The 26,010-nt window shown below is 67.7% G+C and carries 18 protein-coding genes; 9 read left to right on the top strand and 9 right to left on the bottom strand.

Going from position 1 to position 26,010, the window contains the following annotated elements:
* Positions 1-45: 45 nt before the first annotated feature.
* The 5 genes from SAZ01S_RS00930 to SAZ01S_RS00910 form a co-directional block, all read right to left on the bottom strand.
* Positions 46-1,542, bottom strand: a complete 1,497-nt coding sequence (locus tag SAZ01S_RS00930; RefSeq protein WP_084579117.1) for an efflux transporter outer membrane subunit — start codon at positions 1,540-1,542, stop codon at positions 46-48.
* The gene (locus tag SAZ01S_RS00925) at positions 1,539-4,850 is read right to left on the bottom strand and encodes an efflux RND transporter permease subunit (RefSeq protein WP_084579115.1); all 3,312 of its coding nucleotides are present in this window, start codon (positions 4,848-4,850) and stop codon (positions 1,539-1,541) included. Before SAZ01S_RS00925 ends, SAZ01S_RS00930 begins: the two co-directional genes overlap by 4 nt.
* A complete protein-coding gene (locus SAZ01S_RS00920) occupies positions 4,847-7,957 on the bottom strand; it encodes an efflux RND transporter permease subunit (protein WP_084579113.1) in 3,111 nt (1,036 codons plus the stop codon). Before SAZ01S_RS00920 ends, SAZ01S_RS00925 begins: the two co-directional genes overlap by 4 nt.
* Positions 7,958-7,960: 3 nt before the next feature.
* Positions 7,961-9,259: an efflux RND transporter periplasmic adaptor subunit gene (locus tag SAZ01S_RS00915; protein ID WP_084579301.1), complete on the bottom strand. Its 1,299-nt coding sequence runs from the start codon at positions 9,257-9,259 to the stop codon at positions 7,961-7,963.
* A gap of 81 nt (positions 9,260-9,340) precedes the next feature.
* The gene (locus SAZ01S_RS00910; protein ID WP_084579111.1) at positions 9,341-10,252 is read right to left on the bottom strand and encodes a LysR family transcriptional regulator; all 912 of its coding nucleotides are present in this window, start codon (positions 10,250-10,252) and stop codon (positions 9,341-9,343) included.
* Positions 10,253-10,366: 114 nt separating this feature from the next.
* On the opposite strand from SAZ01S_RS00910, the gene SAZ01S_RS00905 reads away from it, so the two are divergent.
* From SAZ01S_RS00905 to SAZ01S_RS00870, 8 genes are read left to right on the top strand one after another with little or no spacing between them, the layout of a single operon-like run.
* A complete protein-coding gene (locus tag SAZ01S_RS00905; RefSeq protein ID WP_245824470.1) occupies positions 10,367-12,784 on the top strand; it encodes a TonB-dependent receptor in 2,418 nt (805 codons plus the stop codon).
* Between the two features lie 11 nt (positions 12,785-12,795).
* Positions 12,796-13,911, top strand: a complete 1,116-nt coding sequence (locus SAZ01S_RS00900) for an FAD-dependent oxidoreductase (RefSeq protein ID WP_084579107.1) — start codon at positions 12,796-12,798, stop codon at positions 13,909-13,911.
* A gap of 22 nt (positions 13,912-13,933) precedes the next feature.
* Positions 13,934-14,836: a VOC family protein gene (locus tag SAZ01S_RS00895; protein WP_084579105.1), complete on the top strand. Its 903-nt coding sequence runs from the start codon at positions 13,934-13,936 to the stop codon at positions 14,834-14,836.
* 3 nt (positions 14,837-14,839) lie between these two features.
* On the top strand, positions 14,840-15,997 hold the full coding sequence (locus SAZ01S_RS00890; RefSeq protein WP_084579103.1) for an alpha/beta hydrolase family protein: 1,158 nt from the start codon (positions 14,840-14,842) through the stop codon (positions 15,995-15,997).
* Between the two features lie 45 nt (positions 15,998-16,042).
* A complete protein-coding gene (locus SAZ01S_RS00885; protein WP_084579101.1) occupies positions 16,043-16,609 on the top strand; it encodes a cupin domain-containing protein in 567 nt (188 codons plus the stop codon).
* A gap of 2 nt (positions 16,610-16,611) precedes the next feature.
* Entirely contained in the window at positions 16,612-17,523 is a 912-nt protein-coding gene (locus SAZ01S_RS00880; protein WP_084579099.1) for an NAD-dependent epimerase/dehydratase family protein, read from the top strand.
* 5 nt (positions 17,524-17,528) lie between these two features.
* Positions 17,529-18,494 (top strand): fumarylacetoacetate hydrolase family protein, encoded by a 966-nt coding sequence (locus SAZ01S_RS00875; protein ID WP_084579097.1) that lies wholly within the window; start codon positions 17,529-17,531, stop codon positions 18,492-18,494.
* Positions 18,495-18,535: 41 nt separating this feature from the next.
* Positions 18,536-18,943 (top strand): VOC family protein, encoded by a 408-nt coding sequence (locus tag SAZ01S_RS00870; RefSeq protein WP_084579095.1) that lies wholly within the window; start codon positions 18,536-18,538, stop codon positions 18,941-18,943.
* On the opposite strand, the gene SAZ01S_RS00865 is transcribed toward SAZ01S_RS00870, so the two are convergent.
* Genes SAZ01S_RS00865 through SAZ01S_RS00850 form a run of 4 tightly spaced genes read right to left on the bottom strand, consistent with a single transcriptional unit; the run spans position 18,931 to position 25,013 of the window.
* Positions 18,931-20,334, bottom strand: coding sequence for an MFS transporter (locus SAZ01S_RS00865; RefSeq protein ID WP_245824469.1), 1,404 nt, complete (start codon positions 20,332-20,334; stop codon positions 18,931-18,933). The two genes, SAZ01S_RS00870 and SAZ01S_RS00865, sit on opposite strands and share 13 nt — an antisense overlap.
* Positions 20,318-22,003, bottom strand: coding sequence for a GMC oxidoreductase (locus tag SAZ01S_RS00860; RefSeq protein WP_084579298.1), 1,686 nt, complete (start codon positions 22,001-22,003; stop codon positions 20,318-20,320). The genes SAZ01S_RS00865 and SAZ01S_RS00860 overlap by 17 nt, the downstream gene beginning before the upstream one ends.
* Positions 22,004-22,017: 14 nt before the next feature.
* On the bottom strand, positions 22,018-22,650 hold the full coding sequence (locus SAZ01S_RS00855; protein ID WP_084579093.1) for a gluconate 2-dehydrogenase subunit 3 family protein: 633 nt from the start codon (positions 22,648-22,650) through the stop codon (positions 22,018-22,020).
* Between the two features lie 59 nt (positions 22,651-22,709).
* Entirely contained in the window at positions 22,710-25,013 is a 2,304-nt protein-coding gene (locus SAZ01S_RS00850) for a TonB-dependent receptor (protein WP_139809864.1), read from the bottom strand.
* 200 nt (positions 25,014-25,213) lie between these two features.
* On the opposite strand from SAZ01S_RS00850, the gene SAZ01S_RS00845 reads away from it, so the two are divergent.
* The gene (locus SAZ01S_RS00845) at positions 25,214-26,008 is read left to right on the top strand and encodes a TIM barrel protein (protein ID WP_245824466.1); all 795 of its coding nucleotides are present in this window, start codon (positions 25,214-25,216) and stop codon (positions 26,006-26,008) included.
* Positions 26,009-26,010 lie beyond the last annotated feature (2 nt).

The raw sequence follows: 26,010 nt of genomic DNA, 5'->3' as shown, positions 1-26,010 counted from the left end.
GCGCTTTCCTGCGACGAACGCGGAAAATTCAGGTGAGCGAGGCGCTCAGCGCCCCTGGGTCCGGGCAACCTGCCGCGCGTTGTCGTTCAGATCGGCCAGGGTCCATCCGCCCCCCAGCGCCTGGACCAGCGCGACATAGGCGGTCTGCCGGTCGAGCTGCCCCTGGATCAGCGCGCGGCGGGCGCTCAGCGCGGTGGCCTGCGCGCTCACCACGTTGCTGTAGACGACGATGCCGGCGCGATACTGGTTGCGCAGCGTCGTCTCCGACTGATCGGCCGCGATCGAGGCGGTGCGCAGATACGTCTCCTGCCGCGCCAGCACCTCCTGCGCGACCAGATTGTCCTGCACGCCCTGGAAGGCGGTGAGCGTCACCTGACGGTAGTTGGCGACGGCCGCGTCATAGGCGGCGCGCGCCTGCGCCACTCGGGCACCGCGCGCACCGAAATCGAGCAGCGTCTCGGCGACCGAGGCGCCGAGCGACCAGAGCGAGGCGCCAGCGTCGAACAGGCTGGACAGCGCGTTACTGGAGAAGCCGCCGCTGCCGGTGAGGCTCACCGTCGGGAAATAGGCGGCGCGGTTGATGCCGATCGTCGCATTCGCCGCGGCCACCGCACGCTCGGCGGCGGCGATGTCCGGCCGGCGCTCGACCAGAGCGGAAGGTAGCGCGACGGGCGCATCGGGTACCACCGGCGTCCAGGCGGCGCCGGTGGAGGCGATGCGGAAGCCGGCCGGGTTCTCGCCGATGAGCACGGCGATCGCGTCCTCATACTGCGCCCGCGTCCGCGTCTGGCCTTCGAGATCGGACTGGGCCGAGGCGAGCTGCGATTGCGCCTGAAACACGTCGGTCTTGGCGACGATCCCCGCCTTGTACTGGTTCGAGGCGATCTCCAGCGAGCGCTGATAGGCCTCCACCGTCGCGGTAAGGCTGGCGATGGTGGCGTCGGTGGCGCGCAGGCTCAGATAGTCGGTGACCAGCTCGCCCTGGATCGCCAGCCGGGCGTTGGCGACGTCGGCCAGCCGTGCCTCTTCGGTATAGCGGGCGTTGCGGACCGTGTTGGTGACGCTGCCGAACAGGTCCGGGGTCCAGCTCGCCTGCGCATTGATCCGGAAGCTGTCGGAACTCTGGCCGTTGATCACGGTCGCGCCGGTGCCGCTGTCGGTAGCGTTGCGGACCGAGGTGCCGCTGTGCGTGTGAGTCACCGATCCGGTGGCGCTTACCGTCGGAAACAGGCTGGCGCGCGCCTCGCGGGTCGCGGCGGTCGCCTGGCGCCAGACGGCGGCGGCCTGGGCGAGCGTCTGGTTGTGCGCGTTGGCGCGGGCGATCAGGTCGTTCAGCGTCGCGTCGCCGAAGCTCGTCCACCAGTCTGGGCGCAGCGCGCCGTCATTGGGATTGGCGGGACGCCAGCCATCCACCGTCTTCCACGCGGGCGGAGTCGCCGTTGCCACCTCGGGGCGCTGATAGGGCGGTGCGAGCGAGCAGCCCGCGAGCGCGCTCAGCGCCAGCAGCGATGCGATCGGACGAAGGCGGATGCGGGTGGTCATGCGGGAAGCTCGCGAACTGGCTGGGGAGAGGATCGCCGGCGGCGCCGCGCCAGACGATCGAGCAGGACGTAGATGACCGGCGTGGTGATCAGGGTCAGCACCTGGCTGGCGATCAGCCCGCCGACGATGGCGACGCCCAGCGGCCGGCGCAGCTCGGCGCCTTCGCCGAAGCCGATCGCCAGCGGCAGCGCGCCGAGCGCCGCCGCGATCGTGGTCATCAGGATCGGGCGGAAGCGCAGCAGGCTCGCCTCGCGCGCGGCGTCCTCCGCCGAAAGCCCGCGCTCGCGCTGAGCAGCGAGCGCGAAGTCGATGATCAGGATGGCGTTCTTCTTGACGATGCCGAGCAGCAGGAACAACCCGATCAGCGCGATGATGTCGAATTCCATCCCGCAAACGATCAGCGCCAGCACCGCGCCGGTCCCCGCCGCCGGCAGGGTGGAGAGCACGGTCAGCGGATGGATCAGGCTCTCGTAGAGAATCCCGAGCACGATGTAGATCGCGACCAGCGCCGCCAGGATCAGCAGCGGCTGCGATCCCTGTTGCTGCTGATAGGTGAGCGCGGTGCCGGCAAAGGCGCCATGCACCGTGCTGGGCATGGCGATCTGCGCCTCGGCCGCATCGATCGCGGCGCGTGCGTCGGACAGCGCCTTGCCGGGCTGGAGATCGAACGAGATCGTCGCGGCGACTTCAGTGCCCTGGTGGTTGACGCTCGCCGCGGTAGGCGCCTGGCGGACGGTGGCGAGCGCGGGCAGCGGCACCATCGCGTGCGCGGTGTTGCTCAGCGCCGAGCCGGTCGAGGGATTGCGCAGCGCCGGATTGGACGGGACGGCACCGCTGGTCGCCGCCTTGGTGGTCGCGGTGCCGGTGCCCGTCGCGCCCGTGGCGCCGGTCGTGGTGGTCGGCGGCGGTGCGACGACGTTCACCGCACTACCCGAAGCGCTGGTGCGGCTCAGATTGTCGGTCGCGACCGACTGGGCAGGGATCCGGATGTCCGGCAGCATGTGCGGGCCGGTGGTCGCCGCCGGATCCCAGCCGAGGATCACGCTATACTGGTTGATGTCCTCGTAGATGGTCGCGACGTTGCGCTGGCCGAAGGCGTCGTACAGCGCGTTGTCGACATCGCGCGGCGAAATGCCGACCCGCGCGGCCGCATCGCGATCGATCGTGACGAAGCTCTCCACGCCGTTTTCGGCCAGATCGCTGTCGACATTGGTGAAGACCGGGCTCTTCGCCATCGCGTCGTTGAGCTTCTGCGCCCAGACCTTCAGATGCGCGGTGCTGTCAGCCATCAGCGTGTACTGATAGGTGGCATTGCCCGAACGGCCGCCGGCGCGCAGGTCCTGCACGGGCGAGAGGAACAGGCGAATACCTTCCACCGGCTGGAGCGCGCGCTGCAGCCGCTGGATCACCACCGTGCTCGGCTGGCCCGGCCGCTGCGCGATCGGCTTCAGCGCGATCAGCATGAACGCGCCGCCGCCGCGGCTGCCGCCGGTGAAGCCGACCACGCTCTGCACCGCGCGGTCCTTCTTGATGACGGTGACGACCTGGGTGAGCTTGTCCTGCATCGACAGGAAGGACACGCTCTGGTCGGCGCGGACGCCGGCGAAGATCAGCGGCGATTCCTGCTGCGGGAAGAAGCCCTTGGGCACGACGATATAAAGATAGACGGTGAGCCCCATCACCGCGATCAGCAGCAGTACCACCAGCGGCTTCATCGCCAGCGCCCAGTCGAGCACCCGCGCATAGCCGCGCTCGAGCCGGGCATAGCCGCCCTCCAGCAGGCGGGCGAAGCGGCCGGGTCGCCTGGGCACGGCATCGTGTTGCGGCACGCGCAGGAACCAGGCGCAGAGCATCGGCGTGGTGGTGAGCGAGAGGACCAGGCTGATCATCACCGCAGCCGACAGGGTGACCGCGAACTCGCGGAACAGCCGCCCGACCAGCCCGCCCATGAACAGCAATGGGATGAACACCGCGATCAGGCCGATCGACATCGACAGCACGGTGAACCCCACCTCGCGCGCGCCGCGCAGCGCCGCCTCGAGCCGGCCCATGCCCTGTTCCAGGTGCCGGGTGGTATTCTCCAGCACGACGATCGCATCGTCGACGACGAAGCCGGTGGCGACGGTGATCGCCATCAGCGAAATGTTGTTGAGGCTGAACCCCAGCAGGTACATCACCCCGAAGGTGCCGAGCAGCGACACGATCGTCGCCACCGCCGGGATGAAGGTCGATCGCACGTCGCGCAGAAAGGCGAAGACGACAAGGACGACCAGCACCAGCGCAACCAGCACGGTGATCTCGATCTCGCGGATCGAGGCGCGGATCGAACTGGTCCGGTCCATCGCGACGTCGAGATGGATGTCGGCGGGGATCTGGGCGCGCAGCGTCGGCAGCTCTGCGCGGATCGCGTCGACCATCTGGATCAGGTTGGCGTCGGGCTGCTGGGTGATGTTGACGACGATCGCGCGCTTGCCGTTGTAGAGGCCGAGCGTGCGCAGGTCGGCGACGCTGTCGCTCACCGTGGCGATGTCGCCCAGCCGCACAGGCGCGCCGCTCCGCCAGGCGATGACCAGCGGGCGATAGTCCGCCGCCACCCGGCCCGCGGCATTGGTGTAGATCTGCCAGGCGCGGCCGGTCACGCTGCTCTGGAGCAGGCCCTTGGGGCGATTGGCGTCCGCCGCCTCGATCGCGGCGCGGACATCCTCCATCGAGATGCCGTAGCTGTTCAGGCGGTATGGATTTACGTCCACCCGCACCGCCGGCAGCGATCCGCCGCCCAGCTCGACATCGCCGACGCCCTGGATCTGCAGCATGCGCTGCTGCACGGTGTTGGAAACCGCGTCGTAGATCTGCCCCGCCGTCTTGGTGTCGGACCAGAGCGCCAGCGTAATCACCGGCTGGTTGGCGGGGTTGACCTTGCGATAGGTGGGGTTTTGCTTGAGCGTCGCCGGCAGGTCGGCGCGGGCGGCGTTGATCGCGGCCTGCACCTCGCGCGCGGCGGAATCGATGTTGACCGACAGATCGAACTGCAGCGTGATCCGCGTCGTGCCGAGCGAGCTCGACGAGGTCATTTCGGTCACGCCGGCGATCGTCGACAGGCGGCGTTCGAGCGGCGTGGCGATGCTTTGCGCCATCACCTCGGGGCTGGCGCCGGAGAGGTTCGCCGAGACGCTGATCGTCGGCAGGTCGATCGCGGGTAGCGGCGCCACCGCCAGCGAGAAGAAGGCGGCGATGCCCGCCAGCGCCAGCCCGATCGTCAGCAGGACGGTGCCGATCGGGCGCCGGATGAAGGGCGCGGAGAGGTTCAAGCGCCCGCCTCCGGCGTCACGTTCGGGCTGGTGCGCGTGCCCCAGCCATGCTTGGCCAGCTTCTGCTGCGCGCGATCGAAATAGAGATAGACGATCGGCGTAGTGAACATCGTCAGCAGCTGGCTGACCAGCAGGCCGCCGAAGATCGCGATGCCGAGCGGCCGGCGCAGCTCGGCGCCCTCGCCCAGCCCCAGCATCAGCGGCACCGCCGCGAACAGCGCCGCCAGCGTGGTCATCAGGATCGGGCGGAACCGCAGGATCGCCGCCTGCCGGATGGCCGCGGCGGGGGCGAGCCCCTCGTCGCGTTCGGCGGCGATCGCGAAGTCGATCATCATGATCGCGTTCTTCTTCACGATGCCGATCAGCAGCACGATGCCGATGATGCCGATCACGTCGAGATTGTGCCCCGTCACCCAGAGGGCGAACAGCGCGCCCACCGCCGCCGAGGGCAGCGTCGACAGGATCGTGACCGGGTGGATGAAGCTCTCATAGAGCACGCCCAGCACGATGTAGACGCAGACGATCGCCGCCAGGATCAGCACCAGCTGGTTGCCGAGCGAGGCGGAGAATGCCCCCGCCGCGCCGAGGAAGGTCACCGACACGCCGGGCTTGAGCTTCAGCTGCGCGATGGTGTCGCGGATCGCATTGGTCGCGGTGCCGAGCGACACGCCCGAGGCGGTGTCGAAGTTGACCGTCGCGGCCGGAAACTGGCCGACATGGGTGACGGCAAGCGGCGAGCGCCCCTCGCGGATCGTCGCCACCGCGCCCAGCGGGGTCGATCCGCCCTGCGACGGCAGATGCAACAGCCCCAGCGATTGCGGATCGGTGGCGAGCCCCGGCACCGCCTCCAGGATCACGCGATACTGGGTCGTCTCGGTAAAGATGGTCGAGACGATGCGCTGGCCGAACGCCGAATAGAGCGTGTCGTCGACGCTGGAGGCGGTGATGTTGAGCCGCGCCGCGCTGTCGCGATCGATGTCGACATAGGCGGCCGCGCCGGTCGCGCCGGCATCGGTCGAGACGTTGGCGACCTTGCCCACATGGCGCAGCGCCGCGGCGATCCGCTGCGCCTCGCCGTTCACGTCGGCGGTGTTCGATCCCTCGACCGAGAAGCGATACTGGGTCGGGCCGCTCTCGGCGTCGATCGTCAGGTCCTGGGTCGGCTGGACATAGAGGGTGATGCCGGCGATCCGGTCCACCGCATCCTCCAGCCGCCGCATGATCGCGCCCTGGTTGCCGTGCGATGCCTTGAGGTTGATCAGCATCGTGCCGACGTTGAGCGAGGCGTTGTTCGATCCGTCGACGCCGACATAGGAGGACAGCGTCTCCACGTCGGGATCGGCGAGGATCGCGCGGGCCGCCTGCGCCTGCAGCGTCGCCATATGGCTGTACGACACGCCGTTGGTGGCGACGATCCGCGCCTGGAGCTGCCCGGTATCCTGGGTGGGGAACAGCCCCTTGGGGATGACGAGGTAGAGCAGCACGGTCAGCCCGAGCGTGGCGATCGCCACCAGCAGTGTCGCGAAGCGGCGGCGCAGCACGAAATCGAGCCCGGTCTCGTAGCGGCGCTCGACCCAGCCGAACAGCGCGGCCGAGCGCTCCGCGACGCGGCTTGGCTTTTCCTCACTGGGCCGCTTCAGCCAGCGCGCCGACAGCATCGGCGTGAGGGTGAGCGAGACGACGGCGGAGATCAGGATCGTCACCGCCAGCGTCACCGCGAACTCGCGGAACAGCCGGCCGACGATGTCGCCCATGAACAAGAGCGGGATCAGCACCGCGATCAGGCTGACGGTCAGCGAGATGATGGTGAAGCCGATCTCGCCCGCGCCCTTCAGCGCCGCCTCGAACGGCGCCATGCCGTCCTCGATATGGCGCTGGATGTTCTCGATCATCACGATGGCGTCGTCGACGACGAAGCCGGTCGCGATGGTCAGCGCCATCAGCGACAGATTGTCGAGGCTGTAGTTGAGCAGGTACATCACGCCGAACGTGCCGATCAGGCTGATCGGCACGGCCAGCCCCGCCACCAGCGTCGCGCGGCCGGAGTGCAGGAAGAAGAAGATCACCAGCACCACGAGGACGACGGCGAGCACCAGCTCGAACTCGACATCGTGGACCGAGGCGCGGATGCCGGTGGTGCGATCGGCCAGCACCTCGGCATGGAGGCCGGCGGGCAGGCTCTTCAGCAGCTCGGGCAGCTGGCGCTTGATCGCGTCGGTCGTCGCGATGACGTTGGCGCCGGGCTGGCGCTGGACGTTGAGGATGATCGCGGGGGTTGCGTTGGCGAGCGCGCCCAGCCGGCTGTTCTCCGCGCCTTCCACTACCTCGGCCACGTCGGACAGGCGCACCGGCGCGTTGTTCTGGTAGCTGACGATCAGGTTCTTGTAGTCGTCCACCGTCTCCAGCTGGTCATTGGCGTTGATCTGGTAGGAGCGGTTGGGCCCGTCGAAGCTGCCCTTGGCCGAATTGGCGTTGGCATTGCCGATCGCGGTGCGGATCTGGGCGAGGCTGAGGCCGTAGCTGGACAGCTTCTGGGTATCGGCGCGGATCCGCATCGCCGGCTTTTGCCCGCCCGCCAGCCCGACCAGGCCGACGCCGCTGATCTGGCTGATCTTCTGCGCCAGCCTTGTATCGACCAGCGACTGCACCTGGGTCAGCGGCATCGTGTTCGAGGTGATCGCCAGCGTCAGGATCGGCGCATCGGCGGGGTTCACCTTGGCATAGACCGGCGGCGCCGGCAGGTCGGCCGGCAGCAGCGCCTGCGAGGCGTTGATCGCCGCCTGCACTTCCTGCTCGGCGACGTCGAGGCCGGTCGACAGGTTGAACTGCAGCGTGATCACCGACGCGCCCGAGGAACTGGTCGATTCCATTCGCGTCAGCCCCGGCATCTGGCCGAACTGGCGCTCCAGCGGCGCGGTGACAGTCTGGGTCATCACCTCCGGGCTGCCGCCCGGATAGAGGGTGCTGACCTGGATCGTCGGATAGTCGACCTCGGGCAGCGCCGAGAGCGACAGGCTGTTGAAGCCGACCAGCCCCGCCAGCACGATCGCGACCATGAACAGCGCGGTCGCGACCGGGCGGAGGATGAAGATGCGCGACGGACCCACCGATCAGCCGCCCTGGCCGCCGCTGCGGTGCCGCCGCTTGCCGCCGCCCTGCCCGTCGCGCGCCGGCGGGGCATCGCCGGGCAGCGCGACCTTGGCGCCTTCGTTCAGCCGGTCGGCACCGTCGGTCACCACCGTGTCGCCGATGGCGAGGCCGTCGGTGATCTGGGTCTTGTCGGCCACCGCGACGCCCAGCTTCACCTTGCGCTCGGTGACGGTGCGGTCGGGCTTGAGCAGCCAGACGAACGGGCCGTTCGGGCCGGACTGGATCGCGGCCGGCGGCACGGTCACCGCCTTTGCCACCGTCTCGATCGTCAGGCGGACATTGACGAACTGGCTGGGGTAGAGCTGGAAGCCGGCATTGGCGAAGCGGGCCTTGCCCTTGATCGTGCCGGTGCTGGTATCCACCCGGTTGTCAAGCGTCGAGAAGCTGCCGGTGTCGAGCGTCTTGGTGCGGGTGCTGTCGAGCGCGATCGCCGGGATCTGCGCGCCCTGCGCGATGCGCTTCTGGATCTCGGGCGCCTGTTGCTGCGGAATCGCGAACTCGACATCGATCGGCTGGAGCGTGGTCACCACGACGATGCCGTTGGTGTCGCCCGCGCCGATATAGTTGCCGATATCGACCACCTTCAGGCCCGCGCGGCCGCTGACCGGCGAGACGATGCGGGTATAGCCGAGATTGATCTGCGCCTGCTGCACCGATCCGCGATCGGCGAGCACGGTGCCCTCCAGCTGGTGGACCAGGGCGGCCTGGGTGTCGCGGTCCTGGCGCGCGATCGAGTCCTGGGTGAGCAGCGTGTTGTACCGGGCGAGCTGGAGCCGCGCATTTTCGAGCTGCGCCTGGTCGCGGGTGAGCGCGCCGCGGGCCTGCAGCAACGCCGCCTGATAGGGCCGCGGATCGATGACGGCGAGCGCCTGCCCCTTCTGGACAAGCTGGCCCTCCCGATAAAGCAGCTGGACGATCGTGCCCGAAACCTGCGGCCGGACGGTGACGGTCGCCGCCGGCGTCACCGTGCCGAGTGCCTCGACCTGCACGGGCAGATCGGCGAGCGCGGCCTTGGCGGTGCCGACCGTCGTCGTCTGCGCCATGCCGCCCCGCCGCCCGCCCCCGCCGCCGGCGCGTCCGCCCTGCTTGCCCGAGGAAGAGCCGCTGCCCTGCGACAGCATCACCGCCAGCGCGACCAGCGCGACGATGGCAACGATCCCGACGATCCAGCTGATCCTCCGGGCGCGGGGTGAAAGGGTGCCCCGTTCGACCACCCCATGCTGGTGCTGCGCGGCAAACTGGGGGTCGCTTTCGTTCATCCTGCTCTCGTCCATTCGCATGCGCCGCGCGCCTTTCTTGGCTCGCCCTAAGCGCGGTTTGTCGCAAAACTTTGTCGGCAGCTATTCGCCCGCATTCGTCGCGCCGGCATGGTGCCGCAGCCGCTCGCGCAGCCAGACCAGTCCGCGATCGCTGGCTCGAGCACGGCTGAACTGGATCATCTCGCGCATCTTGGGGAGCGGGAACGGCGGCGGCGCCATCGCCAGCGGCAGCTTGTCCATGAACAGGCGTGCGAGTCGCGCATGTACCAGCGCGATCCGCTGCGTGCCCGGCAGCAGCCACGGCACGAGGGTGAACGAGGTGACGGTCACTTCGATCCGCCGCGTATCGCCGCGGGCGCGGACGAACTGTTCGACAAAGGCCGGCGTGTTGGAAAGCTCCACCACGACATGACCGGCCGCCTGGTATTCAGCCTCGGTGATCGGCTTGGCGAACAGCGGGTTCTCGGACCAGCCGAGCAGGACATGCTCCTCCTCGAACAACAGCTCGGTCGGGTGCCCGTGCGCCTGGAACTGCTCGGGCGAGATGATGCAGTCGACTTCGCCCCGCTCCATCTGCTCGGTGACCCCGGTGTGCGGCGGGAGTACCGAGCAGCGGATACCGGGGGCCTGCACCGCCATTTCGGCGAGCAGCGGCTGGACCGCGATCGAGGTGACATAGTCCGACGCCGCGATCCGGAAGCTTCGTCGCGAGGTGCGCGGGTCGAACAGCGTCGAACTGGAGATCAGCGCCTGCGCGGTCGCCACGATTTCCGCCACCCGCGGTGCGAGTTCCTGCGCGTGCGGGCTGGGCACCATCTGCTTGCCGTTCGCAACCAGCAGCGGATCGTTGAACGAGTCGCGCAGGCGCCGCAGCGCCGCGCTCATCGCCGGCTGGGTGAGGCGAAGCCGCTCCGCCGCCCGCGTGACGCTACGCTCTTCCATCAGCGTGTGGAAGGCGACCAGCAGGTTCAGGTCGAAGCGATCGAGCCGCATGCATCAATCCCATGATTGGATAATCATAAAATATTAGAATTTTGATTAATGTCAAAAGCGACCCATTCTCGGCCGCAGCGGACAACCAAAGATCCGCATATCAGGAGAATGGATGTGAACCGGGCATGGAGGCGAACCAGTTCGATACTGGCGCTCACGATCGCTGGCATCGCGACGCAAGCGCACGCGCAGAGCGAAGCGCAAGCAGCCGGCGAGGCGGCGCAGCAGCAAGCGAGCAGCGCGACCGACCAGCAAGGGCTGCAGGAAATCATCGTCACCGCGCAGCGCAAGGCGGAGAACCTGCAGCGCGCGGGCATTCCCGTCGCGGTGGTCACCGGCGATCAGCTGGTCAGCAAGGGACTCACCAGCTCGAACGAACTGGGCAACTCGGTCCCCTCGCTCAGCGCGCAGCCGCAGGGCGGCGCCAACACCACCTTCTTCCTGCGCGGCGTCGGCAATTTCACCGTCAACGGCTATAGCGACCCGGCGGTCGCCTTCAATTACGATGGCGTCTATCTCGGTCGCGCCACCTCGACTTCGGGCGTCTTCTACGATCTCGAGCGGGTGGAGGTGCTCAAGGGGCCGCAAGGCACGCTCTACGGCCGCAACGCCACCGCGGGTGCGATCAACGTGCTGCCGACCCGCCCCCGGATCGGCGAGAACAGCGGCTTCGTCACTGCCAGCTACGGCAATTACAATGCGCTGAACGTCCAGGGCGCGGTGAATGTCGCGATGGGCGAGCATGGCGCGCTGCGCATCGCCGGCAACGTGGTCAGCCGCGACGGCTACCAGGACGACGGCACCAGCGACGAGAAAACGCAGGCGCTGCGCGTCCAGCTGCTCAGCGAACTGACGCCCGACCTGACCGTGCGCGTCGGCGGCGACTTCTCCCATAGCGGCGGCAAGGGACCGGGCTCGACCTATGCCGGCCGGATCGTGTTCAACGGCACGACCAACCTGTTCGTCCCATCGGGCTTCGGGCCGGACAGCGGGCTCTTCTCGGCGGACGCCCAGGCCTATCGCCAGACGCTGTTCAGCGGGCTTGCCGGCCGCACCCTCGTGCCGCTCGACGTGCAGCCCTATCTGGACAACAACTACTACGGCGCCAATGCCGAGATCAGCCTGCGTACCGGCGCGGGCACGCTGACCGTGATCCCGTCCTGGCGCTACTCCAAGCTCGACAACCGCTTCGCGGTGCCGGCCTTTTACGGCGACGTCGCCGAGACCGACGAGCAGAAGAGCCTGGAGGTCCGCTTCGCCGGCAACCGCATCGGCATGTTCGATTACATGCTCGGCGCCTATTATTTCGACGAGTCGGTCGCGGCGACCTATCTCTATGCGCAGCAGGCGCTGAACGCCTATCAGCAGTTTAGCTCGGGCACCAAATCCTATGCCGGGTTCGGCCGGCTCACCGCCAATATCGGCGATCGGCTGCGGCTGATCGGCGGCCTGCGCTACACCAAGGACGACAAGGACTTTGACGGCCGCGCCGACGTGTTCCTCGTCCGTTGCACGGTCGTCGCGCAGGGACGACCGAGCTGCCCCACCGCGCCGCTGCTGCCCTCGGCCGGCCGCTATCAGGACCTGCCGACCTCGATCTACCCGAGCGTGCCGGACAACCAGGCGCGGCCGATCGGCACCACCGGCGCCCTGCTGATTCATGCGGTCACGCCGGTGAACACGACGCTGTCGAACGATCGTCTCACCTATCACCTCGGTGCCGAATTCGATGTCGGCCCGCACTCGCTGCTCTACGCCAATTACGAGACCGGCTATCGCTCGGGCGGTTTCGCGCTCTCCGCGGGCTACGAGACGTTCCAGCCGGAATATATCGACGCCTACACGATCGGGATGAAAAACCGGTTCTTCGATAACCGGCTGCAGCTGAACGTCGAGGCGTTCCTGTGGAAGTATCGCAACCAGCAGGTCAACCACACCGGTATCGACAAGAACGGCAACCAGGGCCAGTTCACCGAGAATGTCGGCAAGTCGACCAACAAGGGCGTCGAGGTCGAAGCCCAGCTGCTCGCCACGCCGACGACGCTGCTCAGCGCGAACGTGCAGTATCTCGACGCGAAATATGACAGCTTCGTCTATCGCGAGCCGATCGGCGCGACGCCGCCGGTGACCGGCTGCCCCTATCGCCCCAGCGCGACGGCGGGCACCTACGACATCGATTGCTCGGGTCGTGCCGCCTATCTGTCGCCCAAATGGACGATGAACCTCGGCGCGCAGCAGACCGTGCCGCTGGGCGCCTACAAGGCCGTGCTCTCGGCCGATACCCAGTATCGCTCCAGCCGGGTCGTCGGCTTTGAATATATGCCGAACCAACTGGTCGGCAGTACCTGGGTGAGCAACGCCCAGATCGCGTTCGGATCGGCTGACGATCGCTGGTCGATCGCCGCCTATGTCCGCAACATCGAGGACGATCGCTACCAGGCAAGCGCGCAGATCTACAGCGCCGGCTCGGCCGCCCTCGCCGTCTATTCGCCGCCGCGGACGTACGGCGTGCGGGTTACGTCAAAGTTCTGAGGAAAGCGCCCATGCAGTCTCTCAAGATCCTCGTCATCGGCGGCGGTATCGGCGGGCTTACCGCCGCCATTGCGCTCCGCCAGAAGGGCTTCGCCGTCGACGTGATCGAGCGCGATCCCAGCTGGTCGGTCTACGGCGTCGGCATCATCCAGCAGGCCAATGTGCTCCGGGCGATGAAGGCGCTCGGCCTGCTCGACGACTATCTGGATGCGGGTGTCGGGTTCGACGCAGTCGAGATCTTCCGGCCGGACGGGGTGAAGGTCGCCCGGGTGCCCGCGCCGCGGCTGCTCGAGGGCTATCCCGCCAATGTCGGCATCGGCCGGCCCGCGCTCCACAAGGTGCTGGGCGACCGCACGATCGCGCTTGGTGCGGAGGTACGCCTCGGCATCACCGCCGAGACGATCGTCGACGATGGCGAGCAGGTCGCGGTGACCTTCTCGGACGGCAGCAGCGGGATCTACGATGTCGTGATCGGCGCGGACGGGGTCTATTCGCAGACCCGCGCGACGCTGTTCCCCGATGCCGAGCGGCCGCAGTTCACCGGCCAGGCGGTATGGCGCTACAATTTCCCGCGCTTTGCCGACCTCGATGCGCTCCAGGTCTATAACGGCCCGACCGGCGTCGGATTCGTACCGATCAGCGATGCCTTGATGTACATGTATGTAACCACGCCGGAGCCGGACAATCCGCGCTATCCGCGCGAAGGGCTGGCGGCGGCGATGCGGGGCAAGCTCGCCGGCTGCGCGCCTGCGATCCGCGACCTCGCCGAGCAGATCACCGACGATGACGGTGTGGTCTATCGCCCGCTCGAAGGCATGCTGGTCGAGGGGCCGTGGCATCGCGGCCGCATCGTGCTGATCGGCGATGCGGTGCACGCAACGACCCCGCATCTCGGCCAAGGCGCCGGGATGGCGATCGAGGACAGCCTCGTCCTCGCCGAGGAGTTGGCGCGCGCCGAGACGGTGGAGGACGCCTTCACCGCCTATCGCGCCCGCCGCTTCGATCGCTGCGCGTACATCGTCCGCCAGAGCCTGGCGATTTGCCACGGCCAGCTCGGCAAGGGCCCGCCGGTCGATAACGCCAAGGCGACCGCCGAGATGTTCGCCGTCACCGCCCAACCCCTCTGAACCCCCGTCAGGAAGACCGACCATGACCCGTGTCACCGAAATCCGCTATGTCGGCTATGCCGTCACCGACTTCGACGCCGAGAAACGCTATTACGAGGAAGTATGGGGCCTTGAGCCCGTGCCGAGCGACGATGGCATGGCCTGGTTCAAGGCGCAGGGGCATGACGAGCACCATGTCGTCCGCCTCCGTCCCGCCGAGGAGAACCGGATCGACGTGATCGCCCTGTCGGCAGACAGCCGCGCCGATGTCGACGCGCTCCACGCGCGGGTGGCCGAGGCCGGCTGCACGATCGCGCGCGCCCCGGCCGATCTCACCACGCCCGGCGGCGGATATGGCTTCCGCTTCTTCTCGCCCGACGGCCTGTTGTTCGAAGTCTCCAGCGACGTCGCGCGCGGCCAGCGCCGCGAGATCGCCCGCTGGGACGGCGTGCCGGTCAAGATCAGCCACATCGTGCTGCACTCACCCGATCACCAGGCCGCGGTGAAGTTCTTCACCGACGTGCTCGGCTTCAAGGTAAGCGACTGGCTGGGCGACTTCATGTGTTTCCTGCGCTGCAATTCGGCGCACCACCGCATCGCGCTGTTGCCCGGACCCGCCTGCCTCAACCATGTCGCCTATGACATGGAGGGCATCGACGGGATGATGCGTGGCGCGCACCGGCTGAAGCTCAACGGCATCAACATCGGCTGGGGGCCGGGGCGGCACACCGCCGGCAACAACACCTTCAGCTATTTCGTTACGCCCAGCGGCTTCGTCACCGAATATACCTCCGAGCTGGAAGAGGTCGATTTCGAGGCGCACCAGCATCAGGTCTACACGCCGGCGCCGCTGGTCATGGACCAGTGGGGCATCGGCACCGGCGGCCCACAGACATTGCCGCACCCCGCGCCCAATCCCGGGCTTTTCGTGGCCGTGGAGGCCTGAACCGTGGCGCTGTTCGAAGTCTTCCCCAACTATATCTGGAACCTGTCGGTCGCGATCGCGATGGAGAGCGGCGGCCAGATCGGCGAGCTGGTCGACATGTGCCAGCCGATCAAGGACGCGGCGGCCAGCGGCGCCGATGCGGGCACCCCGCAGTTCATGGCGCAGTGGGTCGCGATGGCCGACAAGCTGATCGACCTCGCCGCCGAGGACGAGGCGCGGGGCCGCGCCTTTTCCGCCTCGACCAAGCTGGAGCGCGCAGCACTCTATCTGTTCACCGGCGAGCGGATGCAGGGCCATGGCCATCCCGGCCGCAAGGAGACCTATGCCAAGGCGCGCGCGACCTTCGATCGCTCGACCGCGCTCGGCCAGATCAACCGCGAGCGGGTGGAAATCCCGCTGGAGACCGGCACGATGCCGGCGCTCTACACCCGTGCAGCCGGTGAAGGTCCCAAGCCGGTCGTGGTCTATTGCAACGGTCTCGATAGCTGCAAGGAGCTGCTCTACTGGTCGCGCCTGCCCGAGGCGCTCGCCCGGCGCGGCATCTCCACCCTATGCGTCGATCAGCCCGGCTCGGGCGAGGCGCTGCGGCTGCAGGACCTGCCCGTCGATCCGCATTCGGAGAATTGGGCCTCGAAGGCGGTCGACTGGCTGGAGCGCCAGCCGGACGTCGATCCCAAGCGCATCGGCATGACCGGCATCTCGCTCGGCGGCCATTTCGCCCCCCGCGCGGTTGCCTATGAGCCGCGCTTCGCCTCGGGCGCCTGCTGGGGCGCGAACCACAATTGGGCCGAGGTCCAGCAGAAGCGCCTCAACCGCGAAGGCGAGAACCCGGTGCCGCATTACTGGGCGCACGTGATGTGGGCGTTCGGCGCGGCAGACATGGACGATTTCTTCGCGCGTGCCGCCGACATGAACCTCAACGGCCATATGGGCGGCGTGAAGGTGCCCTTCCTCGTCACCCACGGCGCCGAGGACCGCCAAATCAGCGTGCAGTATGCGCATGACTGCTACGACCAGCTGGTCAACAGCCCCAAGCGCGAGCTGAAGATCTTCACCGCGCGCGAGGGCGGGGTCGAGCATGTCGGCGCCGACAACATGTCGTACGGCCGCGACTATATCGCCGACTGGTTTGCCGAAACGCTGGGCGGGCATACCGCCTGACGCGCGCCGCCAAGCCTCTGACCGTATCTCTGCTTGAAGGATTACATGATGGAAAAGCCCGTTCGCCGCGTCGTCACCGGCCATGATGCCCAGGGTCGCGCGATCATCCAAGAAGACGGCACCGTGCCGCGCGTCCAGCGCGTCGGCGGCGCGATCGGCCCGCTGTTCCACGAGGTGTGGAACACCCAGTCGACGCCCGCGCCGATCGACGCTGCCTCCGGCGAGCCGCACGAGGACGGCATCGTCCTGGCACCCCCGAAGAACGGCACCCGCATCCGCGTGCTCGACATCCCGCCCGAAGGCGACGGCATCCGCAACATGACGCCGGAGGAAGCCCGCGCCCACTTCGCCGAAGTCGGTGCCGGCAGCGCCTCGGCGCATGGCGAAGGTTCGCGCCACGCACTGATGCACCGCACCGAGACGATCGACTATGGCATCGTCCTCGAAGGCGAGCTGGTGCTGATCATGGACGAAGGCGAGACGGTGGTGCGTGCCGGCGACATCGTCATCCAGCGCGGTACCAACCATGGCTGGTCGAACCGCTCCGACAAGAATTGCCGCATCGCCTTCATCCTGATCGACGGCATGTTTGACGAGCCGCTGAAGCGCTGACGATGCGGCTGACGATCACCGGCGCCGACGGCTTTGTCGGCCGGGCGGTCGTGCGGCGGCTGCGCGACGCAGGCGCAGTCGCCGATCTGCTGCTGGTCGACCGCGCGTTCGCCGAACCGGGGCCGGAACGCCGGCTGGCAGGCGACCTCACCGATCCCGCCCTGCTTGCCGCTGCGACGCGTGACTGCGATGCGCTGCTGCACTTGGCGGCGCTGCCCGGCGGCGCGGCGGAGCGCGATCCGGCTGCCTCGCGGTCGATCAACCTGGATGTGCCGCTGCGGCTGATCGAGGCGTTGGCGGGCCGGCGGCTGGTGCTTGCCGGCTCGATCGCGGTGTTCGGCGCCGCACCGGCCGGGCCGGTCGATGACGGCACGATGCCGGTGCCGGACAGCGTCTATGGCACCCACAAGCGCATGGTGGAACTCGCCTTTGCCGATGCGGTGCGCCGGGGCGTGATCGCCGGTGCCGTGCTGCGCTTGCCGGGTATCGTCGCGCGCGCCCCGGCGGCGAGCGGCTTCGGCTCCGCGTTCCTGAGCGATATGTTCCATGCGGCGATGGCGGCCCGGCCCTATGTCGTCCCGGTCGCGTCCGATGCGACGAGCTGGCTCTGCTCCGTCCGCGCCTGCGCGGCGAACCTCGTCCGTGCCTTACTCGGCGCCGGCGCCGAGCGAGCAGCTGTGACCCTGCCAGCGCTGCGGGTGCGGATGGGCGATCTCGTCGGCGCGCTCGAAGTCCGCCTGCCGGGCGTATCCTTCACCCATGCCGAAGATCCGGCGTTGCGCCGCGCTTTTGCCAGCTACCCGCCGCTCGTCACGGCGCGGGCGGCGGCGCTCGGCTTCACGGCCGAAGCCGATGTCGACGCGCTGATCGACGCGGTCCTGGCCGATCTCTCCCCGAACCCGACACAAGGATAGTCCCGATGCGCCTAGCCACTCGCGACAATGGTACGCCCGACGGCGAACTCGTTCTCGTCTCCGCCGATGGTACCCGCTGTATGCCCACTGGCCCGGCGGTCCCGACGCTGTTGTCGGCACTTGAACGGTGGGACAGCGCGCTGCCCGCATTGCATGCGGCGGCGGCGTGCCTGGCGGGCGGCGAAGGCGCGCCACTCGATCTCGCCACCCTCCGCGCGCCGTTGCCGCGCACCTGGCAGTGGCTCGACGGCTCGGCGTTCCCGACGCATGGCGAATTGATGCAGCAGGCCTTCAACCTGCCGCCGATCGAGACCGACAAGCCGCTGATGTACCAGGGGATGAGCCACCAGTTCCTCGCGCCGACCGAGGACGCGCCGTTCCCCTCCGCCGCCGACGGCGTCGATTTTGAAGGCGAGTTCGGCGTGGTTACCGGCGCGGTGCCGATGGGCTGTTCGGCCGAGGACGCGCTGGCCCATGTCCGGCTGGTCGTGCTGATCAACGACTGGTCGCTGCGCACGATCGCACCGGTCGAGATGAAGACCGGCTTCGGCTGGGTCCAGGCCAAGCCTGCGTGCAGCGTCGCGCCGTTCGCAGTGACGCCCGACGAACTGGGCGATGCCTGGCGCGACGGCCGCGTCTGCCTGCCGCTCACCGTGACGGTGAACGGTGCCTGGTTCGGCAGCCCCAATGGCAGCGCCATGGCCTATGGCTTCCACGAACTGATCGCCCATGCCGCCCGCACCCGCAGCCTGCCGGCGGGCACGATCATCGGATCGGGCACGGTCTCCAATGCCGATCATGCCGTGGTCGGGTCGACCTGCATCTCCGAGCGCCGCGCCATCGAGAAGATCGCGCATGGCGAGTTCCGCACCAGCTTCCTCGGGCAGGGGGACAGGGTGGCGATGCAGGTGGGCGAGGACGCAGCGCATTTCGGCCGGATCGATCAGCGGGTGCGGCTCACCGATGGATGATCGTCACGGAGATCGGTACATTGCCGCGATCGGAGAGAAGCATGGCCGCTGAAGACACCCCACCGTTCCAGCTACAGGCGCTCGATCACGTGGTGCTGCGGGTCGCCGATCTCGAGCGGAGCATCGACTTCTATTGCGACGCGATCGGCTGCGCCGTCGATCGACGGCGACCGGAATATCAGCTCGTGCACCTGCGGGCCGGCGCCTCGATGATCGACCTGGTGGCGCGCGCCGATCCTGCCGGGGGCGGCGACAATGTCGATCATTTCTGCCTGCAGATCGCGCCATTCGACGAGGCCGCCCTCCTCGCGCATCTGGAATCGCGGGGCGTGCCGATCGAGCCGCCGATCGCCCCGCGCTACGGCGCCCAGGGCACCGGTCGATCGCTCTATCTTCGGGATCCCGACGGCAACCGCGTCGAGCTCAAGGAAGCACTTCAGTCGGCATAGATGCGTGCCGGCAGCCGCGCTGCCATCACGGCACCAACGCCCAGCAACGCGACGATAACGGCTGTCGACGGCAAGAGGCTACGGGCCCCTGACAGCCCGAAAAAGGCAGCACCCACCAGCGCGATGCCGGTCACCCCGCCCATCTGCTGCACGGTCTTGACGATCCCGCTGGCGGACCCGGCGTCCGCCCGGTCGACATGGGCGAGGATCAGCGGCGTGGCGGGGCCGCTGCTCATTCCCATCCCCGCGCCTGCGACGAGCAGCGCCGGCAACAGCAGGCCGAGCGGCAAGCCACCGACGTCGATCCAGACGAGCGAGGCCGCAGCACACACGCCGAGCAGGCTATAGCCGATCACCAGGATCCACTTCTCCGCACGCCGCGCCAGGCTCCGGCCGATGACGCCCATCCCCAGCATCACGCCGACGCTGAACGGCATGTGGATCAGTCCGGTCTCGAACGGCGAGAAATGCGCGAGCCGCTGCAGCGCATAGGCGAACAGGAACAGAAAGCCGGTATTGGCGGCGGAGAACAGCAGCAACAGGACGATGCCGGCACGGAACACCGGATTGGCGAGCAGGCGCGGCGGAAACAACACGGGTCCGCCCCCAGCGGCGCGGCGGCGCAGCATCCACCAGGCGACAAGCAGCAACGGCACGCCCGCGATCAACAGCACCAGCATCGGTCCCTCCAGCCCGCCCTTCTCCGCCTGCAACAGCGGGAAGAGCAGCGCGAGGATGGCGATGCCGAAGCTCAGCGTGCCGAGAAGGTCGATCCGCGTCGCGGCATTGCCGCGGCTGCGGGGCAGCAGCCACCAGCCGGCGAGCAGCGCGACGAGGCCGATCGGGCCGTTGATCAGGAAGACCGTGCGCCAGCCAAGGCCGCCGATGTTGGCGGCGATCAGGAAGCCCCCAAGGATCGGCCCCGCGATCGATGAAAGCCCGCCGATCACGCCGAACCAGGCGAGCCGCCCGATCCGCTCGACTGGCGTGTAGAGCTGCTGGATCACCGCCAGCACCTGCGGCGCCATCAACGCGCCGGCCGCGCCCTGGAGCACCCGCGCGACGATGAGCATGGTGCCGCTCGGCGCCAGCCCGCAGCCGATCGAGGCGGCGGTGAAGCCGCCCACGCCGATCAGGAACAGCGTCCGGCTGCCGAACAGGTCGCCGAGCCGGCCGGACAGCATCAGCAGCAGCGCATAGGGCAGTACATAGCCCGCCACCACCCACTGGGCGAACGCGCCCGATCCGCCGAACTCGGCCTGGATCGAGGGCAGCGCGGTGTTGACGATCGTCACGTCGACGATCTCGAGCACCAGCGCGATGATCAGCGTGAAAAAGGCGAGGCTCTTCTGCCGCTCGGTGAGGGGAGCAGGGTCAGAGCTTGCCGGCACGCAGCTGCTCGACGGCGTAGTTACAGGCCCGTGCGGTGAGCGCCATGTAGGTGAGCGACGGATTCTGGCACGCGGAAGAGCTCATCTGCGCGCCGTCGGTGACGAACAGGTTCGAGATGGCGTGCGCCTGGCTGAAGCGGTTGAGCACCGAAGTCGCCGGATCCCAGCCCATGCGCGCGCCCCCCATTTCATGGATCGCGGTGCCGCCCGGCCCCGGCCGGTCGAAGCCGAGGATCACATGGCCGCCCGCTGCGGTCAGCATCTCCGCCGCATCGGCCTTGGCCTGGGCAAGCGCCGCCTGTTCCTCCTTGCCGAAGGCGAAGGCGACCTTGAGCTGCGGGATTCCGCGATCGTCGGTCTTGGTCGAGTCCAGGGTCAGCCGGTTGGTCGCCCGCGGCACGCAATCGGCGAACCCGACCAGCACCATCTTCCACGGCCCCACCTGTCGCAGCTTGGCCTTGTAGTCCGCGCCGATGCCCGGCTCGCGCTTGCCCGCGGTCCAGGTCGATTGCAGCGCGCCGCCCTGGAAGGAGAAGCCGCGGGTGTGGCCGGCGCCATCCATCACGTCCATGTTGCGATAGCGGGGCACGATCACGCCGGTCGGGCGATTGCCGAACGTCGTGTGCGCCTCGAACCCCGGCATGATCGCCATGGCCGACAGGGTGTTGGCATGGTCCATGATGTGGGTGCCGAGCACGCCGCTCTCGTTGGCGAGCCCGTGCGGCATCGCCTCGCTCGCCGAGTTGAGCAGCAGGTGCACCGAATTGAACGCGCCGGCATTGAGGAACACGATCCGCGCCGATGCCGAGCGCCGCCGGTTGGTCGCGGTATCGATCCAGCGCACCCCGGTGACACGCCGGGTGGCGGGATCATAGTCGATCTTCTCGACCACCGCGTCGGTGACCAGCGTCAGCCGCCCGGTCTTCTGCGCCGCCGGCAGGGTGGAGGACTGGGTGGAGAAATAGGCGCCGTAGGAGCAGCCGCGCGCACAAATGCTGCGATACTGGCACTGCGCCCTCCCCTCGTCCGGTTTCGCCTCGGTGAGGTTGGCGGTGCGGCCGATCGTCAGGCAACGGCCCGGGAATTTCTCGGCCAGCACGCCGCGGACATGCTGCTCGACCACGTTGAGCGCCATCGGCGGTTGGAACTTGCCGTCGGGCAGCTGCTTCAGCCCCTCCGCCGCGCCCGACACGCCGATGAAGCTTTCGACATGATCGTACCAGGGTGCGAGATCGGCATAGCGGATCGGCCAGTCGGTGCCGTGGCCGTCGCGCTTGTTGGCGCCGAAATCATAGTCCGACCAGCGATAGGATTGCCGACCCCAGGTCAGCGAACGCCCGCCGAGCTGATAGCTGCGGAACCAGGTGAAGTCCGTGCCCGGCGCGGTGGTGTAGGGGTTTTCGCGATCGTTGACGAAATGGCCTTCGGTGAACTCGGTGAAATGCCGGTTGAGCATCTGCACCGGATAGTCCTGCCGGTAGCGCGCGGTGTCGCCGATGCCGCGGAACGGCATCTCCCACGGCGCCTTGGTTTCGGTATCGTAGTCCTGCTGGTGGCGGATGTTGCGGCCGCGCTCGACCAGCAGCACGCGCAGGCCCGCCTCGGTCAGCTCCTTGGCTGCCCAGCCGCCGGTGATGCCGGAGCCCACCACGATCGCGTCGAATTGCATCGCTTCCCCCGCCATCAGCCGAAATCCACCGCGGTCCAGTCGCTCGAATAGGCGTGCATGGCCGGCGTGAGCGGAAGATCCGGGTCCCATCGGCCGGGCACCAGTTCGTAGTTAAGCTCCTTCGATCCGCCGACTTCCGACGTGTAATAGCCGGTGAGGATCAGGCCCTTGATCGTCCGCCACGGATGCGCGCGTACGCCCTCGGCAAAGGCTTCGCCGTCCAGCGCCCGGAGCGCCGCGATCCGGCGGCCGGCGTCCGCCTTCTGGAAGTCGCCGCTGGCGCGCTGGTCGAGCTGCATCTCGAGCCAGTCGAGATGGCGCAGCGATCCGTCGCGCCGCTGGAAACTGGCGAGGTTGGGCATCGCATCCGCGGCGACCGGCGCCCGCGATCCCTCCAGCCCATGGGCGAGCGCAAGGATCACGAAGTCGCCGACGCCGACATCGCCGGCCCCGGCGGTATCGGTGCGCGGGATCACCAGCTGCGACACGCCCGCGATCATCGCGCGCTGGCGATCGCTGGGCTCGTCCGAGGGATCGAGATCGGCATACTGGGCCACCGCCGCGGGGATGCCCACCGCGAGCGCGAACAACGCCGCCCCGCCGAAGAAATCGCGGCGGCTCCACCCCGCCGCCTCTCGCTCCGCCATTCCCGATCCTCTCTCACACGTACAGGGTTGGGGGCGCCACCAGGTGCCGCCCCGCCCGATCAGAAGTCGATGCCGAGGCGGACGCCATAGGTCCGCGGCGGCGTGAACTGCCAGTTGTAGATATTGGCCACGCCCGGCACCACGGTATTGCCGGCAAAGGCGATCAGGCGATAATTCTCGATGTTCCGCACGAACGCCTGCACGCTATAATGCTTGTTCGCGGGCTTGTACTCGAGGCTGAAGTCGCTCTGGGTGTGGCCGATCTGCTTCGAGTCGTTGTAATTGTAGAAATCGAGGTAGTAATTGCCCTTGTAGCGCGAGAAGGCCGAAGCCGTGATCGTACCGGCGCCGCCCAGGTCGAACACATGGTCCCAGCCGACCGAGACGATCGCGTTGGGCGCCTGGGGCAGGCGATTGCTGCCTAGATCCACCGTCGGCGGAATGGCGGGGACATTGCCGTTGGTATAGGCCGCGACGCTCGCCTGGAACTTGCGATAGGTGGCGTGCATCAGGTTCACTGCCAGCGTCACCGTGTCGGCACGGCTGGGGTGTAGATTGGCCTCCGCCTCGACGCCGTAGATCTTGGCGCTGCCGGCATTGAACGTCTGCGCGCCGGTCACCGGGTTGAGCAGCACGTCGTTCTGCAGATCCTTGTAGTCATAGTAGAAGCCGGCGACGTTGAACGTGTTGTTGCCGGAGAAGCGCAGCTTGGCACCGCCTTCATAGGCGGTGTTGTTCTCCGGATTGAACGTCTTGCCGGTACCGTCGAAGCCGCCCGCCTTGTAGCCGGTCGAGACCTTGGCGTAGAGCAGCGTATCGGCATTGGGCTTGTAGTTGAGGCCCGCCAGCCAGGTGAACTTGCTGCCCGAATAATGCAGCGGGGTGCTGGCGGAAGGCTGGTTGGTCAGCTCGATCGGGCCGCTGTTGAACGCGAAGAAATAGTTGGTGAAGGTGGCGCTGCGCACGTCGTGCGTGTAGCGCGCGCCGCCCACGGCGGTCAGCTGCGTGGTGAGCGGCACTTCCACCTGTGCGAAGCCCGACACGCTTTCGCTGAGCGTCGGATGGCGGAAGTAATTCACATAGGAACCGTTGGGGCCGATGAACGGGCTGTACAGGCCGCCATTGGTCTCCTGCTTCTCGCGGAAATAGAAGGCGCCGGTCTGCCATTCGATGCCGTGCATATTGCCGTTGAGCCGCAGTTCGTGGCTCTGCGTCTTCACCCGACCGCCGAAATTGGTGAACTCGAAGGCAGGCGACAGCGTGTTCGCGCCGACATTCTTGGTGGTGCGATAGCCGCCGGTATAGGTCAGCGTCGCCGGGCCGAAATCATAGGCGAGCCGCCCGCGCACCGCCGTCGAGATTTGGTGGAGCGATCCCACCCCGATCAGCGGCGAAGCATAGTTGCTGCGATCGATCTTCGACAGCGTGTTGGTGTTCTTCGGCACGCAGCCGACGCCGCCGGGCACGGTATAGGCCACCGCCCAGCCATTGGCGCAGCTCGTCAGGCTCGATCCCGGGTTGTTCGCGGCGCTGGTCATGTCCTGCCAGGCCTGCGCCGCGGGGATCAGCGTCTGCTCGACATGCTCCACCGCCGCATCGATGGTGAAGCCCGCCGCCGGCTTGAGGCGCAGGCTCACCCGGCCGCCGCCGGTATTGTCGGTATCGCTCTCCGCCGTCTTGCTCGGCACCAGGGCGGGCGTCGGGCTGAACGGCGTGTTCGGGTGCGTGGTGTAGCCGTCGTGCGAGCGATAGAAGCCCGCGACGCGCACACCGCCGACATCGCCGAACGGCAGGTCGACGCCGCCGTCGATCAGCACTTGGTTGTAATTGCCATAGCTGGCCGAAGCATTGACCGCGAAGGTATCGCCCGGCTTGCGGGTGATGAAGTTCACCGCGCCGCCGGTCGAGTTGCGGCCATAGAGCGTGCCCTGCGGCCCGCGCAGCACCTCGACGCGATCGAGATCGAAGATCGCCGCGTTCAGGATGGTCGGGCGGTTGATATATTCGCCGTCGATATTGACCGCGATCGACTGGTCCTGCGCCTCGTTGTTGGTCAGCGAACCGACGCCGCGCACCGAGACGCGGGTATTGTTGGTGTCGTTGGTCACCTGCAGCGCCGGCGAGACCTTCTGCACCGAGGTGAAGTCGGTAACGCCCTTGTCCTTCAAGGCTTCGCCGGAGATCACCGAGATCGCGATCGGCACATTCTGCACGCTCTGCGCGCGGTTCTGCGCGGTGACGATGATTTCGTCGGTAAGCTGCGTGCTGTCCTGGGGCGCCGGCGGCGCGGTCTGCGCCTGGGCGACACCGCCTGCCAGCACGCTGGCGCTCGCCATCAGCACGAGCACGGTCCTGCCGTTCATGATCTCTCTCCCGCTCTCGGTGGCTTTGCGCCACCTGAAGTAAAATATGCGTTCTAAAAAATCGCTTCTGTTGATCCTTGTCAAGCGGATTCGAATGCCCGTTCGCAATTCCGGAAAATTGCATTGACAAGCGTCAAAAAGAATCATTGTTCTAATACGGAAACGCCGCCATCCTGCGGTGGCTTGGTTGAGCTCGCACGATGACGCGCCGACCCGGAGAGGACGACATGCTGCTATCCCCCTGTATCGAATGGATGTTCGCCGATGCCCATGCCGACATGGGCGATCGCATCCGCGCTGCGGCCGCTGCGGGCCATTCCGCCGGCGAGTTCCATCTGTGGCGCGACAAGAACCTGGAATCGGTTGCGGCAGCGCTGCGCGAAACCGGCAGCACGCTGACCGGCGCCTGTGTCGATCCCCGCCGCAGCCTGGTCGATCCGGCGCAGCAGGACGAGTTCGCCCAGGCGGTCGAGGAAAGCCTTGCCGCTGCCAGGACGATCGGCTCGCCGCCGATGATCATCGCCTCGGGCTTCACCCGCGAAGGCGTCAGCGAAGAAGAACATTTCGCCGCCGCGGTCGCCGCCCTCAAGCGCGCCGCCGCACTCGCCGAAGCGGCCGACGTGATGCTGGTGCTCGAACCGCTCAACGACCGGGTCGAGCATCCCGGCATGTGGCTGGTTTCGACCACCAAGGGGCTCGACCTGATCGAAGCCGTCGGCAGCACGCATCTGCGGCTGCTATACGACGTCTATCACTCGCAGGTGATGGGCGAGGACATGGCCGAGGTCCTGCGCGGCCGCATCCATCTGGTCCACCATGTCCAGGTCGCCGACATGCCCGGCCGCAACGAGCCCGGCACGGGCACCATCGACTGGATGAAGGCGATGCGGACGCTGCGCGACCTCGGCTATACCGGCGCGATCGGCCTCGAATACCGCCCCACCTTGCCCCCGGCCGAGTCGCTCGCGGCGACCCGCGCGGCGCTCGGGCTCTGAGG

This window comes from Sphingomonas azotifigens NBRC 15497, assembly GCF_002091475.1.
Classification (GTDB): Bacteria; Pseudomonadota; Alphaproteobacteria; order Sphingomonadales; family Sphingomonadaceae; genus Sphingomonas; species Sphingomonas azotifigens.
Note: the sequence above shows the minus strand (reverse complement) of the source record. Positions and strands in the feature narration are given on the sequence as shown.

Excerpts from the sequence above, each read along its gene's own strand:
- SAZ01S_RS00930 (WP_084579117.1), bottom strand. The coding sequence starts at position 1,542 with ATGACCACCCGCATCCGCCTTCGTCCGATCGCATCGCTGCTGGCGCTG.
- SAZ01S_RS00915 (WP_084579301.1), bottom strand. The coding sequence starts at position 9,259 with ATGAACGAAAGCGACCCCCAGTTTGCCGCGCAGCACCAGCATGGGGTG.
- SAZ01S_RS00910 (WP_084579111.1), bottom strand. The coding sequence starts at position 10,252 with ATGCGGCTCGATCGCTTCGACCTGAACCTGCTGGTCGCCTTCCACACG.
- SAZ01S_RS00900 (WP_084579107.1), top strand. The coding sequence starts at position 12,796 with ATGCAGTCTCTCAAGATCCTCGTCATCGGCGGCGGTATCGGCGGGCTT.
- SAZ01S_RS00895 (WP_084579105.1), top strand. The coding sequence starts at position 13,934 with ATGACCCGTGTCACCGAAATCCGCTATGTCGGCTATGCCGTCACCGAC.
- SAZ01S_RS00885 (WP_084579101.1), top strand. The coding sequence starts at position 16,043 with ATGATGGAAAAGCCCGTTCGCCGCGTCGTCACCGGCCATGATGCCCAG.
- SAZ01S_RS00880 (WP_084579099.1), top strand. The coding sequence starts at position 16,612 with ATGCGGCTGACGATCACCGGCGCCGACGGCTTTGTCGGCCGGGCGGTC.
- SAZ01S_RS00875 (WP_084579097.1), top strand. The coding sequence starts at position 17,529 with ATGCGCCTAGCCACTCGCGACAATGGTACGCCCGACGGCGAACTCGTT.
- SAZ01S_RS00870 (WP_084579095.1), top strand. The coding sequence starts at position 18,536 with ATGGCCGCTGAAGACACCCCACCGTTCCAGCTACAGGCGCTCGATCAC.
- SAZ01S_RS00860 (WP_084579298.1), bottom strand. The coding sequence starts at position 22,003 with ATGCAATTCGACGCGATCGTGGTGGGCTCCGGCATCACCGGCGGCTGG.
- SAZ01S_RS00855 (WP_084579093.1), bottom strand. The coding sequence starts at position 22,650 with ATGGCGGAGCGAGAGGCGGCGGGGTGGAGCCGCCGCGATTTCTTCGGC.
- SAZ01S_RS00850 (WP_139809864.1), bottom strand. The coding sequence starts at position 25,013 with ATGAACGGCAGGACCGTGCTCGTGCTGATGGCGAGCGCCAGCGTGCTG.
- SAZ01S_RS00845 (WP_245824466.1), top strand. The coding sequence starts at position 25,214 with ATGACGCGCCGACCCGGAGAGGACGACATGCTGCTATCCCCCTGTATC.